Genomic DNA, 15,689 nt, shown 5'->3' on the forward strand with positions numbered 1-15,689 from the left:
GCCATTTTTTTTTGCCTAGAATCGCCGTTCCGGACATGACGTCCAATGGAGCATGGGGGAAGGATGAAACGGGTACGCCTCTGGGGGCTGTGTGTAGTGCTGTTGGCCGGGCAGGCCAGTGCGGTGGATCTGGAGCACTATCTGCGCCGGGATGCTTTTACGGATATCAAGATTTCGCCCACGGGCGAGTTCTATGCGGCGACCATTCCGATGGAGGACCGCACCGGCCTGGCCATCATGCGCCGCGCCGACAGCCAGCTGATGGGGTCGTTCGTACCCCCGAAGAACAACCATGCCAATGACTTCGACTGGGTCAACGACCAGCGCGTGCTGATCGGCCTGGCAGAGAAGTTCGGTTCGCTGGATCAGCCACAGCTGACCGGTGAGTTGTTCGGCATCAATGCCGATGGTCGCCGGGGCGATCTGCTGATCGGCTACCGTGTCCAGGGCAATGGGCCGGGTACCCGCATCCAGCCCAAAAAGGTGGAGGCGGTGGCCGCGTTCGTGATCGACGCGCTGCCCGACCATGACCGCCGTGTACTGGTCAAGGTGATGCCGTTTTCGGACGATCCGTTCACCACGGCCGAACGGCTGGACGTGATCAGCGGCCAGCGCAACACCGTGGCGCGCGCGCCGGTGCAGCGCGCCGACTTTGTCGCCGACGGCAAGGGCGAGGTGCGCTTCGCCAGAGGTGCGGGTTCGGACAACGTCAACAAGCTGTACTACCGCGAGGGTGCGGGCGCGCCCTGGAAGATGATCAACGACCAGAATGTCAGCCAGCGCATCGAGCAGCCCCTGGGCTTCTCCGAAGATGGCAGCGTGGCGTACCTGCTGGTCGAGAAGCCGCGTGGCCCGGATGCGATCGTGTCCTGGAACCCGGCGACCGACGAGCGTCGTGAGCTGTTGCGCGATGAGGTGGTCGACCCGGCCAGGGTGATCTACAAGCGCGGTACTTCGGTGCCGATCGGGGCGCTGTACCAGGGCGACACGCCGCGTACCCGATTCTTCGATGAAGCCTCGGCCGATGCCCGCCTGCAGCGCAGCCTCGAGCAGGCCTTCCCGGGGCAGGCCGTGTTCGTGACCTCGTCCTCGCGCGACGGAACGCTGGCGATGGTGCGGGTCTGGTCCGGCAGCAATCCCGGCGATTTCTATGTCTTCGATACGCAGGCCAAGACGGCGGATCTGGTGGTGAGCCGCAGCCAGTGGGTGGACCCGGCCGAATCGGCCGTAGTGCAACCGATCGCGTTGAAAGCCCGCGACGGTCTGCAGCTGCATGGGTTTGTCACCCGGGCCAAGGGAAGTGAGGGCAAGCGGCTGCCGATGGTGGTGATGCCGCATGGCGGGCCGTTCTTCGTCCATGACGACGGTGCCTACGACATGGAAAGCCAACTGCTGGCGGCGGCCGGTTACGCGGTGCTGCAGGTCAACTTCCGCGGCTCGTCCAACTACGGTCGGGCGCACGCCCACGCCGGTGGCCGGGAGTGGGGTGGCACGATGCAGGACGATCTGACCGACGCCACGCGCTGGGCGGTGTCCGAAGGGATCGCCGATGGATCGAAGATCTGCATGTACGGTGCGAGCTACGGTGGCTACGCGGCGCTGATGGGCGTGGCCAAGGAGCCGACCCTGTACAAATGTGCAGCGGGCTACGTGGGGGTCTACGACCTGCCGATGATGTTCACCACCGGCGACATCCAGCGCCGCGGCTCGGGCGAAACCTATCTGAAGGAGTGGATCGGTGACCGCTCGCAGCTTGCCGCGGTATCGCCGGTGAACCTGGCCGACCGGATCAAGGTGCCGGTGTTCCTGGCGGCGGGCGGCGAAGATCAGCGTGCGCCGATCCAGCACACCAAGCGGATGGAGGCGGCACTGAAGAAGGCGGGCGTGCCGGTGGAATCGCTGTATTACCCCACCGAAGGGCATGGTTTCTACACCGATCCGCATCGCCGCGAGTACTACACCAAGCTGCTGGCGTTCCTGTCCGCCCACCTGGGCGGCGAGACGGCCAGCACGGCTGCGGCGGCGGTGGCGCAACCGTAACCGTCACCGCGGCCAGCGCAATGGGCTGACAGGGCAACGGCACTTTCGGGTGCCGTTGCCATTTCCGCGGTCGCGCCAGGCCACTGGTCGGCGCAACACCGTTCTGTCTAGAATCGGCCAGCCGGACAGGGTGTCCGGGACCGGGGGGAAGGATGCGCAAGCGATGGTTGGCCGCGCTGTTGGGCGTGGGATGTGCGTGGCTGTCGGCGGGGGCCGACGCGGTGGAGCTGGACCGTTTTCTGCGTGAGGATGCGTTCAACAGCATCAAGATCTCGCCGGGCGGGGAGTATGTCGCGGCGACGATTCCGCTCGAGGATGCCACCGCCGTCGCCATCCTGCGTGCGGCGGACATGACGTTGATCGGTTCGTTCCGGCCACCGCGCAACAACCATGCCGGCAGCTTCGATTGGGTCAGCAACGAGCGGCTCGTGATCGGCCTGGCGCAGAAGTCCGGACGGTTGGATGAGCCGCAGGCCACGGGCGAGCTGTATGGCATCAACGCCGATGGCAAGGGCGGCGAGCTGCTGGTCGGTTATCGCGTGCAGGGCTACAACCAGGGGGCGGTCGCGGCGTTCCTCACCGACGAACTGGTGGACGATGATCGCAATGCGCTGATCGCGGTCTGGCCCTTTACCGAGAATCCACATACCCGTATCGAACGCCTGGATGTGGTCACCGGGCGACGCATCGTCGTGGCGCGATCGCCGGTGCAACGCGCCGACTTCGTCACAGACAATGCCGGCGAGGTCCGTTTCGCGCTGGGTGCCGGCTCGGACAACGTCAAGAAGCTGTACTACCGCACCCGCGGCGGTACCGATTGGGAAATGCTCAACGATGAGGCCGTCAACCAGCGCGTGGAGATTCCCCTGGGCTTCTCCGCCGATGGCAGCCTGGCCTATCTGTGGATCGAGCAGCCCAAGGGGCCGGATGCGATCGTCAGCTGGAACCCGCAGACCCGCGAGCGGAAAACGCTTCTACGTGATGACGTGGTCGATCCCGCGCGGGTGATCTATCAGCCGGGATCACGCGTGCCGGTGGGCGCCCTCTATCTGGGTGATGCGCCGACGACACGCTTTTTCGATCCTGCATCGAGCACTGCACGGTTGTACCGCAGCCTGCAGGCGGCGTTCGATGGCCCGGTGTACGTCACCTCCAGCACCCGCGACGCCCGCACCGTGCTGGTGGAAACCTGGTCGGGCCGTAACCCGGGTGACTTCTATCTGTACGACACGGTTGGAAAGGTGGCCAAGCACCTGACCAGCCGCAGCCAGTGGATCGACCCGAGGCAGACTGCCGAGGTGCGTCCTTTCGCGCTGACCGCGCGCGACGGGTTGCCCTTGCATGGCTTTTTGACGATTCCACAGGGAAGCACGGATCGCAACCTGCCGATGGTGGTGGTGCCGCACGGTGGCCCGATCGGTGTCTTCGACGACGGCAGCTACGACCGGGAGACGCAGTTGCTCGCGGCGGCAGGCTATGCCGTGCTGCAGGTCAACTTCCGCGGGTCCGCCAATTATGGTCGCGCGCACACCCAGGCGGGCCGGCAGCAGTGGGGCGCGGCGATGCAGGACGATGTCACCGATGCCACGCGCTGGGCGATCGCGCAGGGCGTGGCCGACAAGAACCGCATCTGCATCTACGGTGCCAGCTATGGCGCCTACGCGGCGCTGATGGGGACGATCCGCGAGCCCGGGCTGTACCAGTGTGCCGCCGGCTATGTGGGTGTCTATGACCTGCCGATGATGCATGCGCGTGGAGATATCCGCGATGCCCGGTCCGGGCGGACCTATCTGCGTGAGTGGCTGGGCGCGCCCGATGCACTGGCGGCGCGTTCACCGGTGAATCTGGCCGATCAGGTCCGCGTGCCGGTGTTCCTGGCGGCCGGTGGCGAAGACGAGCGTGCGCCGATCCTGCACACCAAAAAGATGGAAGCCGCGCTCAAGCGCGCGGGTACGCCCGTGGAGAGCCTGTACTACCCGACCGAAGGCCACGGCTTCTACACGCAGGCGCACCAGCGCGAGTACTACACCAGGCTGTTGGCGTTCCTGTCGCGCAGCCTGGGAGGCAAAACCGCATCGGCCAGCACCGTGGCCGGCAAGGACAACGCACCGTGATCGATGGGCGACGGCCGTGTGGCTGTCGCCCAGCAGTTACTTCACCCCGTGCATCATCCGCTTCAGCAGCGGCGAGCAGGCCAGCGCGACGGCCGCGCAGCCCAGGCCGATCCACATCAGCAGCCAGAACAGGTGTTCGTAGCTGGCGGCAGCGTTGGCGATATCCATGGTCTGGCCTTCCGGCACCTCGATCGCGGCGAGCTTGCCGAACAGCGCCGCCAGCGTTTCCGAGAACGCAGTGGCCAGGAACCAGGTGCCCATCATCAGGCTGACCACACGCGGTGCGGCCAGCTGGGTGACCGCCGACAAGCCGACCGGCGACAGGCACATCTCGCCGATCTCCAGGATCAGATACGCCAGCACCAGCCACCACACACTGGCCATCTGCCCGGTCGCGCCGACGTGCTGGGCAGCCAGGGCCAGCGGCACGAACGAGAGCGCGGCGAAAATCAGCCCGATCGAAGACTTGACCGGCTTGGACGGGTCCATCCGTCGACGGTCCAGCCACGCCCACAGCATCGCGAACAGCGGCGCGAGTACGACCAGGAACAGGCCGCCGAGGTAGGTCAGCGAGCCGGCGGTCTGCGGGATCACCAGACAGTCGCGGATCAGCATCACCAGCATCGCCGCCACAATGGCGATGAACAGGTTGCGCGGCGCGGACGAACCCGGGTTCCGCTCCGACAGCCGCGCGGCCACCACGAAGCCCAGTGGCGCCAGCAGCAGCGAGGCGATCGACCAGGGCAGCGGGGTGCCGCCCTGGATCACCAGCGACGGCACCAGATCCTTGGTCAGCAGGCGATCGGTGAAGGTCACCCACGAGCCGTAGGTCTGCTCGTACAGGGTGAAAAACACCAGGGCCATGAAGATCAACGCCATCAGCGCGATCATCTGCTGGCGCTGCACCGGCGTGCAGCGGGTACCGGTGAACCACGCGAACCAGACCAGCACGCCGCCGAGCACGACGATCATCAGCATCAGTGCCAGGCTGATTTCACCACCGAGCGCGAACGCGCCGTTGGCCGCGGCCCACATCAAGGCAGCGACCGGGATCACGCCGAGCACGGCCACCGCATAGATCAGCCATTCGCGGCGGATGCCCAGGACGCGCTGGCGCAGGGCGGGTAGATCGGACGGTTCGGCGTGGCCCTGCAGATACTTCTGGCCCCACAGGAACATGCCCAGCCCGATCACCATGCCGATACCGGCCGCACCGAAGCCGTACTTCCAGCCATAGGCTTCGCCGAGGAAGCCGCACACCAGCGAGGCGAACAGCGCGCCCAGATTGATGCCGGCGTAGAACAGCGAGAAGCCCGAATCGCGGCGGGGATCGTTCTCCGGGTAGAGCTTGCCGACGATGGTGGAGATGTTCGGCTTGAGGAAGCCCACGCCCATGATGATCAGGGCCAGCGAGAGGTAGGTGATGCCCAGGGCCGCGTCATCGCGTACCACGGCGCCGTCGATACGGACCGCCGCGTGCCCTTCGAACGCCATGCCCAGGTGGCCGAGCACCAGCAGCACGCCACCGAAGACCACCGCCTTGCGCATCCCCAGCCAGCGGTCGGCGAGCAGGCCACCGAACACCGGGATGCAGTAGACCAGGCCACCGTAGGCACCGAGCAGATCCAGGCCGGCCTTGTCGCCGAACAGGTGGTACTTGGTGAGATACAGCAGCAACAGCGCCTTCATGCCGTAGAACGAGAACCGCTCCCACATCTCGGTGAAGAAGCAGATGTAGACGCCCTTGGGATGGCCGAGGAAGTCGTCGGTCGCGGTGGAGGTGGAGGCGGCGGAGGCGGGCAGGGCGGCTGCGGTCATCGAGGGATCGGGCAGGGCGGACAAGGGGGCGAGTATAGGCCCGGGGTGACGGGGTATCCGTGCCGGGTCTGGCCGCTCCGCTGTCTACAGATAGCGAAGCCAGGCCAGATCCCGCCGCCGTGCCTTGAATCGCGCGAACGCTCGGGTCGGCCAGTACAGCGCCAGTGCCAGCACCGCGGTGATCACCCAAAGGCTTGCCACGTGGTCCACGGCGAAATACGCGCCGTGGGTGTGCCCCCAGCGTGCTTCGGCCAGCACGTACAGCAGCTTCAGCACGTACAGGTGCAGCAGGTAGAAGAACATCGGTGCCGCGCCGATGTCGGCCAGCGGCGCCAGCGTCCGGGCCACGCGCGGCTGCTCGTACAGGCGGAGCAAGAGCAGGCCGATGCCCAGGGTCAGCAGCAGGAACAGCAGCGAAGGCGGGTACTTGGTGACATTGAAGACGCTCATCAGGGTGCTGCCCAGTGTGGCGAAAGATTGCCACGGGCTGTCGCCGTAGAGGTTCACCGCCCGCAGGATGACGAACGCCAGCAGCGCACCGGCGCCGGCCATCCACAGGCGACGCTGGCGCAGGAGGGCATCGCCGCCGCGCGCGAACCACGGGCCGATCACCCAGCCCAGCGCAATGACGCCGATCCACGGCAGCACCGGGTAGGACGTACGCAGGCGCAGCCCGTCGGTCACGGCGATCCAGTCGCGCTGGTGCAGCACCTTCCACAGCACGGCCAGGGCCCCGTCGCCCTGCACGCGGACGCCATCGAGCAGGTTGTGCCCGGCGATCACGGCCACCGCCAGCACCGCCAGCGCCCCGCGTGGCAGCCACAGCAGCCCGGCCAGCGCGATCATGCTGATGCCGATCGCCCAGATCACCTGCAGGTACATCACGCTGGGAGGGAACTGCAGCGTCCACGCGAAATTGACCACCAGCAGCTCCAGCACCACCAGGAACAGGCCGCGCTTGAGCAGGAACGCCGACGCAGCCCGGCGCCCATCCGGCTTGCCACTGGCGTACAACCAGGCCGACAGGCCGGTCAGCAGCACGAACACCGGGGCACACAGATGCGCCAGCAGCCGGCTGACGAACAGCGCCGGTTCGACCTGGTCGACCACCATCGGGTCGCCGACCTGCTGGTGCATATGGAAGGTTTCGCGCACGTGGTCGAGCAGCATCAGCACGATGACGGTGCCGCGCAGTTGGTCAATGGAGGTCAGGCGGGAGGTGGGGGAATACGTCACAGCAGCGCCGGTTGTTCGGTGCGATAGGATATAACATAACTAAAGTGGATGGGCCCGGCCTTGAACGTTGCCGAGTCCGGCGGGTCGCGGCTGCGGCGGCACGCGAAGGTCAACAGGCTGGACTTGCCCGTACATGAACGCTAGCGTGGCAGGGATTTTTTGCCAGCAGGGGCTTCCATGAACAACGACGCTGCGCCACGCCAGCTCACTTTCCGCGCGGTGGTGCTTGCCATCGTGCTGGCGGTGATTCTGTCGGCCGCCAACGCCTACCTCGGTCTGTTCGCAGGCCTGACCATCGCCACCGCCATTCCCGCCGCGGTCATTTCCATGGGGGTGCTGCGCCTGCTCGGCGGTGGCACGATCCTGGAGAACAACATCGTCCAGACCGGTGCTTCGGCCGGTTCGTCGATCGCCGCCGGCGTGATCTTCACGATTCCCGCGCTGGTGATCATGGGCTACTGGCCGGACTTCAAGTACTGGTGGGTGCTGGGCATCGCCGGTCTGGGTGGTCTGCTGGGCGTGCTGTTCTCTGTGCCGCTGCGGCGTTCGATGATCGTGGAAGATCCGCTGCCGTTCCCGGAAGGCAAGGCGGCCGCCGAAGTGCTCAAGGCCGGTGAGAACCCGGGCCCGGGCCTGAAGATCCTGGCCGTGTCGGCGGTGATCGGCGCTTTCGTGAAGCTGGCGGCCGAAAGCGGCCTGCGCCTCATTCCGGATGCCTGGGCCACCTCGGCCTACGTGGGCAGTTCGAAGATCACCGCCTTCATCGGCACCAACCTGTCCCCGGCGCTGCTGGGTGTGGGCTACATCGTCGGCCTGAATGTCGGCATCGTGGTGGTGTCCGGCTCGATCCTGACCTGGCATATCGCCATTCCGCTGTACCAGATGTTCTTCATGAACACCGATCCGGCGCTGGCGGCCTCGATCGCCACGGCCAGCTCCACCGAGGCCGCCTTCGCCATCTGGGGCGCGAAGATGCGTTACCTGGGCGTGGGCGCGATGCTGATCGGTGGCGTCTGGACCCTGATCTCGCTGCGCAAGTCGCTGCTCAATGGCGTCAAGAGTGGCTTTGCCGCGGCCCGCAAGAGCGGTGGCCCGGCGCTGGCGCACACCGAGCGCGACCTGCCGATGAAGTGGATGCTGGTGGCCCTGGTCGTGTTCACCCTGCCGCTGTTGGCGCTGTACCAGGCCATCGTGGGCCAGTGGCACGTCTCGATCCCGATGACGCTGATCATGATCGTGGCCGGCTTCCTGTTCGTCTCGGTCTCGGCCTATCTGGCCGGCCTGATCGGTTCGTCCAACAACCCGGTCTCGGGCATCACCATCTCCACCATCCTGTTCGCCTCGGCGGTGCTGGTGCTGCTGCTCGGCAAGGATGGCCTGACCCCGGTCGGCGTCGGCGGGGCACCGCTGGGTGCGGTGGCCGCGATCATGATCGGCGCGGTGGTGTGCTGCGCGGCCGCGGTCGGCGGTGACAACCTGCAGGATCTCAAGGCCGGTTACATCGTCGGTGCCACGCCGTGGAAGCAGCAGCTGATGCTGGGCATCGGTGCGTTCTCGTGCGCGCTGATCATGGCTCCGGTACTGAACCTGCTGGCGACCGCCTACGGCATCGGCGTGAAGTCCGAGCTGCATCCCAACGCACTGGCCGCGCCGCAGGCGAACCTGATGGCCTCGGTGGCCAAGGGCCTGTTCGGCGGCGAGCTGCCGTGGACCTTCATCGGCATCGGTGCGGTGGTGGGCGCGGCGATCATCGCCTTCGACAGCTGGCTGAAGTCGCGCAATGCCCGCTTCCGCGTGCCGGTGCTGGCCGCTGCGATCGGCATCTACCTGCCGCTGGAACTGATGGTGCCGATCTTCCTGGGCGGCCTGATCGCCTACCTGGTGGAGCGCTTCCACAAGATCCGCGGCGACGATGAAGAAGGTCGCGACCGCGTGCACAAGCCGGGCGTGCTGTTCGCCGCCGGCCTGATCACCGGTGAAGCCCTGATGGGCATCGCCATCGCGGTGCCGATCGTGATCAGCAGCCGCGCGGACGTGCTGGCGCTGCCGTTCCACCTGCCGGGCGCGCAGTGGATCGGTCTGGCCGTGCTGTTCCTGGTCGGCTGGTTGATCTATCGCACCGGCAAGCGCGCGGTGGGTTCGGTCTAACAGGCGACCCCGGTCTGCGTCACGACAAACCCCGCTCCGGCGGGGTTTGTCGTTTCCGCCTCCTGCCGATCCGCCGGCATGACCGATGGCCTTTGCATGGGTGGCCCCTGCGGCCCTAACATCGGCGTTTTGCCGTTCCGCGGAGACCCCGATGAAACTTCGTTACGCCCTGCTGCCGTTGTGCCTGCTGACCGCGATGCCCTCGCTGGCGGCCACGCGTGGCCTGGATGTGCGCGACATGATCGCGCTGGATCGGGTCTCCAGCCCGCTGCTCACCGCCGATGGCGGCAACGTGATCTTCGCCAAGCGCGTGGTCGGCACCGACAGCAAGGCCAGCACCGGCCTGTACATCCGCAACCTGCGCACGCGTGACCTGGCCCCGCCCAAGCCGCTGACCCCGGCCGGCTGGAACGTCAATTCCGCCGCGCTGTCGGCCGATGGCCAGACCGTATATTTCCTGAGCGCCAAGAACGGCAGCCAGCAGTTGTACGCGCAGCCGACCACCGGCGGCACCCCGCGCCAGCTGACCGATTTCCCGGTCGATGTGGACAGCTTCCACGTCTCCCCGCAAGGTGACCGCGTGGCCTTCAGCAGCGGCGTGTTCCAGGACTGCGGTTCGGATCTGGCCTGCACCAGCAAGAAGCTGGACGCGCACAAGGCACGCAAGAACACCGGTGAAGTCTTCGACACTCTGTTCGTGCGCCATTGGGACACCTGGGCCGATGGCCGCCGCAACACGCTGTTCGTGGCGCCGCTGCCGGTGGCCAAGGCCGCTGCGGTGAAGGGCGCCTCGGCGATCAGCGCGACGCTGGCCGGCGATGCGCCGTCCAAACCGTTCGGTGGCAACGACGACTTCACCTGGTCGCCCGATGGCAAGAGCGTGGTCGCGGCCATCCGCGTGGCCGGCAAGCAGGAGCCGTGGTCGACCAACTTCGACCTGTACCGTCTGGATGCCGAGGGCAAGCAGGCGCCGGTCAACCTGACCGCGGCCAACCCGGCCTGGGATGCCGGCCCGGTGTTCAGCGCCGACGGCAAGACCCTGTACTACCGCGCCATGAAGCGCCCGGGCTTCGAAGCGGATCGCTTCGGCCTGATGGCGATGGACGTGGCCACCGGCAAGACCCGCGAGATCGCACCCAAGTGGGATCGTTCGGCCGGCGAGATCGTGCTGTCCGGTGACGGCACGCTGATCTACACCAGCGCCGACGACATGGGCGAGCACCGCCTGTTCGGCGTCGATATCGCCACCGGCACCGCTGAAGTGGTGGCCGACGGCGGCAGCATCGGCTCGCCGGTGATCGCCGGCACCACGCTGGCGTATACGAAGAACAGTCTGAAGAGCGGCGATCAGATCATCGTGGCCGCCTTCGATGGTGCGAACCCGCGCGAGATCACGCCGAGCGCCGGTGAGATGCTGCCCGACGTCGCCTTCGGCGATTACGAGCAGTTCCAGTTCAAGGGCTGGAACAACGAGACCGTGCACGGTTACGTGGTCAAGCCGTACAACTACCAGGAAGGCAAGAGCTACCCGGTCGCGTTCCTGATCCACGGTGGCCCGCAGGGTAGTTTCGGCAACGGCTGGAGCTACCGCTGGAATCCGCAGACCTACGCCGGCCAGGGCTACGCGGTGGTCATGATCGACTTCCACGGCTCCACCGGCTACGGCCAGGCCTTCACCGATGCGATCAGCCAGCACTGGGGCGACCGCCCGCTGGAAGACCTGCAGAAGGGCTGGGCCGCGGCACAGAAGCAGTACCCGTTCCTCAACGGTGACAAGGCGTGTGCCCTGGGCGCGAGCTATGGCGGCTTCATGGTCAACTGGATCGCCGGCAACTGGAACGAGCCGTGGAAGTGCCTGGTCAATCATGACGGCGTGTTCGACCAGCGCATGATGGGCTACGCCACCGAAGAGCTGTGGTTCACCGAGTGGGAGCAGGGGGGCACGCCGTACGAGAAGGCCGCCAGCTACGAGAAGTTCAACCCGGTCAACCACGTGGCCGACTGGAAGAAGCCGATCCTGATCGTGCACGGCCAGCTCGACTACCGCATTCCGGTGGAGCAGGGCCTGGCCGCGTTCACCGCTGCGCAGCGCCAGGGCATCGAGTCCAAGTTCCTGTACTTCCCGGACGAGAACCACTGGGTGCTCAAGCCGCAGAACAGCGTGCAGTGGCACGACACCGTCAACGGCTGGTTGAAGCAGCACATCGGCGACTAAGCCGGTTTGAAGCGCCGCCCCCAGGGGCGGCGCTTTTTCATCGCTAGTGCCGGCCGCTGGCCGGCATCTGTACCTTCATCCATAGTGCCGGCCGCTGGCCGGCATCTGCACCGCGCTTTCAGTCTTCATGAGGTTGCCGGCCCGCGGCCGGCACGACCCAGGCACCCCATCTCCGTGAAAGCACCTGCCCTGATCCAGAACGACATCGTCGTCTTCGGCCTGATCGCCGCCACCCTCGGTGCCGTGTTCTGGACGGCCTCGCGCGAGCAGGGGCTGTGGAAGCGCTTCTACACCTACGTGCCCGCGTTGCTGCTGTGCTACATGATTCCCGGCGTGTACAACACGGTTGGGCTGATCGACGGCCAGAACACACAGCTCTACAACCCGATCGCGCGCGACATCCTGCTGCCCGCCGCCCTGGTGCTGCTCACCCTGGCCGTGGACATCAAGGGCATCCTGCGGCTGGGCCCGAAACTGATCGTGATGTACCTGGGCGCCTCGCTCAGCATCATGATCGGCGCCGTGGTCGCCTTCCAGTTGATGAAATGGCTGCATCCGGCCACCGTCGCCGGCGATACCTGGGCGGGCATGGCGGCGCTGGCCGGCAGCTGGATCGGCGGCGGCGCCAACATGCTGGCCATGCGTGAAGTGTTCGATGTCAACGCGACCACCTTCGGGCAGTTCGCGGTGGTCGATGTCGGTGTTGGATATGTGTGGATGGCCGTGCTGATCTTCATGGCCGGGCGCGCGGCGAAGATCGATGCCCGCAGTGGTGCCGATACCTCCGGCATCGATGCGCTCAAGCTGCGCATCCAGGCCTTCCAGGCCCAGCACGAGCGCGTGGCCAGCCTGACCGACCTGATGCTGATCGTCAGTGTTGCCTTCGGCGTGGTCGGCCTGTCGCATGCGATTGCCGGGCCGGTCTCGGCGTGGTTCAAAGGGCATGTCGCCTGGGCCTCGCAGTTCAGTCTGGACGCACCGTTCGTGTGGGTGGTGGTGATCTCCACCACCTGCGGCCTGGCGCTGAGTTTCACCCGTGCACGCAACCTCGAAGGTGCGGGCGCCTCCAAGCTGGGCTCGCTGCTGCTGTACTTCCTGATCGCCTGCATCGGCATGCAGATGGACCTGCTGGCGCTGCTGGACCGCCCGTGGCTGTTCCTGCTCGGCCTGATCTGGATCGCGGTGCACATCGTGCTGCTGTGGGCGCTGGCACGCGCGCTGAAGGTGCCGTTCTTCTACTTCGCGATCGGTTCGCAGTCCAACATCGGCGGGCCAGCGTCCGCGCCCGTGGTCGCGGCGGCGTTCCATCCCTCGCTGGCGCCGGTGGGCGTGCTGCTGGGCACGATGGGCTACGCGACGGGCACGTATCTGGCGTACATCGTGGGCATCACCCTGCGCGCGATGGCAGGGCAGGGCTGATCCGTGTAGTGCCGGCCGCTGGCCGGCAACCAGGCGATGCGTCACTTGTCCAGGCGGTTGCCGGCCAGCGGCCGGCACTACCGGGAATCCGGGCCGCCCGGAGTTACCGCACGTGCGGATTTACGCGGTAAGAAGACCGCGCTCGACCAGCCACGCCTTTGCGTCTTCCGCATCCTGCTCGAACCGCGCCGAATGAACCTTCGGGCGCCTATGTGATTGGCGCGTCGCCACGCGCCCGGGACTGACCGCACGTGCGGATTTACGCAGGAAGAAGACCGCGCTCGACCAGCCACGCCTTTGCGTCTTCCGCATCCTGCTCGAACCATGCTCTGGTCGACCCCAACCGATACGTATACCCCCAGGCATCCATGTCCAGCATCAGGCGGTCGCTGCCCACACCAGGCAGTCTGCCGGCCAGCACGATCTGCAGGTAACAGGTGGCGTCTTCTTCGGGCACCGAATCGGTGGCATCGGTATGCACCAGCGCACGCCGCTCCGGCGGCAGCACGATCAGGTGGCAGGCTTCGTGCAGCATCGAGTGCACGGGGGTGTCATCGCGGACATACACGTCGCTGCCGATGATGCCGGCTTCGGGTTCGCCCCAATAGCTGCCCGGAATCGGCGCGCCATCGGCCACACGATGCAGGTGCAGATCGTGTGTGGCCAGCAGGGCGAGGGCATCGTCGAAACGGATTTCGCCGACGCGGGTGACCTGCGGTTCGGCGGTGGGGGCAGCGTCGTTCATGGGTTACCGCTCAACCGCCCCTTCCAAACGCGGAAGGGGCGATGTCGATCAGGGCTGCTGCGGGCCTTCCGGCAAGGCGACGGAGATATCGAGCACATCGTGCTCCCCGTCCTTGACCAGATCGACCTTGACCGCATCAGCGTCGATGTTGACGTACTTCTTGATCACTTCCAGCAGCTCGCGCTGCAGCAGGGGCAGGTAGTCCGGGCCGCCGCGGTGGCTGCGTTCCTGCGCGATGATGATCTGCAGGCGGTTCTTGGCCGTTTCGGCAGTAGTCTTCTTTCGGTTCAGGAAATCGAACAGTCCCATGCTTACCCTCCGAACAGCTTGCTGAAGAAGCCTTTCTTCTCCACGGTGGTGAAGCGCATCGGACGCTCTTCGCCAAGGATGCGGCCAACCGCATCTTCGTATGCCTGGCCCGCCGCCGATTCGGGGTCCAGAATGACCGGCTCGCCCTTGTTGGACGCATTGAGCACGTCGCCCGATTCGGGCACCACGCCAATGGCCTTCAGGCCCAGCACTTCTTCCACATCGGTGATGCTGAGCATCTCGCCGCTTTCCACCCGTACCGGGCTGTAGCGCGTGAGCAGCAGGAAGGCCGGCACGTTCTTGCCGGATTCGGCCTTGTGGGTCTTCGAATCGAGCAGGCCGATGATGCGGTCCGAGTCGCGCACCGAAGACACTTCCGGATTCACCACCACGACCGCACGGTCGGCGTAGTACATCGCCAGGAACGCACCCTTCTCGATGCCGGCCGGGGAGTCGCAGATGATGTATTCGAAGCCGTCGGCGACCAGGTCGTCGAGCACCTTGCGCACGCCCTCCTGGGTCAGTGCGTCCTTGTCGCGGGTCTGCGAGGCAGCCAGCACGTACAGGTTGTCGAAGCGCTTGTCCTTGATCAAGGACTGCTTGAGCGTCGCTTCGCCGTGCACGACATTGACGAAGTCGTACACCACGCGGCGCTCGCAGCCCATGATCAGGTCAAGGTTGCGCAGGCCGACGTCGAAGTCGATCACCGCCACCTTCTTGCCACGACGTGCCAACCCGCAGGCCAGGCTGGCGCTGCTGGTGGTCTTGCCGACGCCGCCCTTGCCGGAGGTGACTACGATGATTTCAGCCAAAGGATTTCTCCTGATTCTTCTGTTTGGGGGCTGCGTCAGTCCAGCGCAGCGATCTTGATCTGGTCCTGTTCCAGCCACACCTGCACGGCCTTGCCGCGCAGGGAGTCCGGAACATCGTCCAGTACCTTGTAATGGCCGGCAATGGCGACCAGTTCAGCGTGGAATTCACGGCAGAAAATGCGCGCCGTGGTGTTGCCTTGGGCACCGGCCAGGGCACGGCCCCGCAGCGTACCGTAGATGTGGATGCTGCCGTCGGCGATCACTTCGGCGCCCGCGCCGACGGTGGCCATGACGGTCAGGTCGCAGTTTTCCGCGTACAGCTGCTGGCCCGAACGGACGTTGGCGGTCTGCATGCGGCCCGGCTTGGGTGCGCCTCCGCTGGCCACCGCGCTGGGCGCCGGCGCCGCAGGCACGGCTGCGGCGGCACGCGCACGGCGTGGTGGCGGTTCGGCGACCGGCAGGGGCGCAGGGGCCGGCTCGGCCTCGGCGCGCTCGTACTGGGCGCGGAACTTGGCCAGCAGCGGCAGGCCGAGCTGCTGCGAGAGCAGGTCGGTTTCGGTGGTGCCGTAGGCCAGCGCAACCGGCAGCACGCCGGCCTTGCGCAGGCCGTCCAGCAGCGCCTTGGCGGTCGCCACGTCCGGCATCTTGCTGAGTCCGCCGAAATCCAGGATCACTGCCGCACGCCCGAACAGCTTCGGCGCACGCGCGACGCGTTCCTGCATTTCACGGATAAGGCGGTCGACGTCGAGGGTGCGGATACGCAGATTGGCGATGCCGACCTGGCCGATCTTCAGTTCACCGGCCTGTTCAAAATCCATGTTCGCTGCCACCGA

General features: G+C 66.2%; 11 protein-coding genes. 5 read left to right on the forward strand and 6 right to left on the reverse strand.

Features of this window, described 5'->3' with window-relative positions:
• Window positions 1-63: 63 nt before the first annotated feature.
• Window positions 64-2,040, forward strand: a complete 1,977-nt coding sequence (locus EDF74_RS02400; protein ID WP_123728636.1) for an alpha/beta hydrolase family protein — start codon at window positions 64-66, stop codon at window positions 2,038-2,040.
• 152 nt (window positions 2,041-2,192) lie between these two features.
• The gene (locus tag EDF74_RS02405; RefSeq protein ID WP_123728637.1) at window positions 2,193-4,154 is read left to right on the forward strand and encodes an alpha/beta hydrolase family protein; all 1,962 of its coding nucleotides are present in this window, start codon (window positions 2,193-2,195) and stop codon (window positions 4,152-4,154) included.
• Between the two features lie 36 nt (window positions 4,155-4,190).
• Here the strand turns inward: EDF74_RS02405 and EDF74_RS02410 are convergent, their stop codons facing one another.
• The gene (locus EDF74_RS02410) at window positions 4,191-5,972 is read right to left on the reverse strand and encodes a peptide MFS transporter (protein WP_123729689.1); all 1,782 of its coding nucleotides are present in this window, start codon (window positions 5,970-5,972) and stop codon (window positions 4,191-4,193) included.
• Between the two features lie 84 nt (window positions 5,973-6,056).
• A complete protein-coding gene (locus tag EDF74_RS02415; protein ID WP_123728638.1) occupies window positions 6,057-7,208 on the reverse strand; it encodes a DUF1624 domain-containing protein in 1,152 nt (383 codons plus the stop codon).
• A gap of 177 nt (window positions 7,209-7,385) precedes the next feature.
• Here EDF74_RS02415 and EDF74_RS02420 point away from each other — a divergent pair, with 177 nt between their 5' ends.
• From EDF74_RS02420 to EDF74_RS02430, 3 genes are all read left to right on the forward strand, one after another.
• Window positions 7,386-9,356 carry an OPT family oligopeptide transporter gene (locus tag EDF74_RS02420; protein ID WP_123728639.1) on the forward strand — a complete coding sequence of 657 codons (1,971 nt, stop codon included), beginning with the start codon at window positions 7,386-7,388 and terminating at the stop codon, window positions 9,354-9,356.
• 151 nt (window positions 9,357-9,507) lie between these two features.
• The gene (locus EDF74_RS02425; RefSeq protein WP_123728640.1) at window positions 9,508-11,571 is read left to right on the forward strand and encodes an alpha/beta hydrolase family protein; all 2,064 of its coding nucleotides are present in this window, start codon (window positions 9,508-9,510) and stop codon (window positions 11,569-11,571) included.
• Between the two features lie 174 nt (window positions 11,572-11,745).
• On the forward strand, window positions 11,746-12,990 hold the full coding sequence (locus EDF74_RS02430; RefSeq protein WP_184997030.1) for a DUF819 domain-containing protein: 1,245 nt from the start codon (window positions 11,746-11,748) through the stop codon (window positions 12,988-12,990).
• A gap of 259 nt (window positions 12,991-13,249) precedes the next feature.
• Here EDF74_RS02430 and EDF74_RS02435 read toward each other — a convergent pair whose 3' ends face one another.
• The 4 genes from EDF74_RS02435 to minC are packed head-to-tail and all read right to left on the reverse strand — an operon-like array spanning window position 13,250 to window position 15,674.
• Window positions 13,250-13,735, reverse strand: a complete 486-nt coding sequence (locus EDF74_RS02435) for a hypothetical protein (protein WP_123728641.1) — start codon at window positions 13,733-13,735, stop codon at window positions 13,250-13,252.
• 48 nt (window positions 13,736-13,783) lie between these two features.
• Window positions 13,784-14,044: a cell division topological specificity factor MinE gene (gene minE / locus EDF74_RS02440; RefSeq protein WP_017355894.1), complete on the reverse strand. Its 261-nt coding sequence runs from the start codon at window positions 14,042-14,044 to the stop codon at window positions 13,784-13,786.
• A gap of 2 nt (window positions 14,045-14,046) precedes the next feature.
• Window positions 14,047-14,856 carry a septum site-determining protein MinD gene (minD, locus tag EDF74_RS02445; RefSeq protein ID WP_123728642.1) on the reverse strand — a complete coding sequence of 270 codons (810 nt, stop codon included), beginning with the start codon at window positions 14,854-14,856 and terminating at the stop codon, window positions 14,047-14,049.
• A 35-nt stretch (window positions 14,857-14,891) separates the two neighbouring features.
• Complete coding sequence (minC, locus tag EDF74_RS02450) at window positions 14,892-15,674, reverse strand: septum site-determining protein MinC (protein WP_123728643.1); 783 nt, start codon at window positions 15,672-15,674, stop codon at window positions 14,892-14,894.
• Window positions 15,675-15,689: the final 15 nt, after the last annotated feature.

This window comes from Stenotrophomonas rhizophila, assembly GCF_003751305.1.
In the GTDB taxonomy this organism is placed as follows: Bacteria; Pseudomonadota; Gammaproteobacteria; order Xanthomonadales; family Xanthomonadaceae; genus Stenotrophomonas; species Stenotrophomonas rhizophila_B.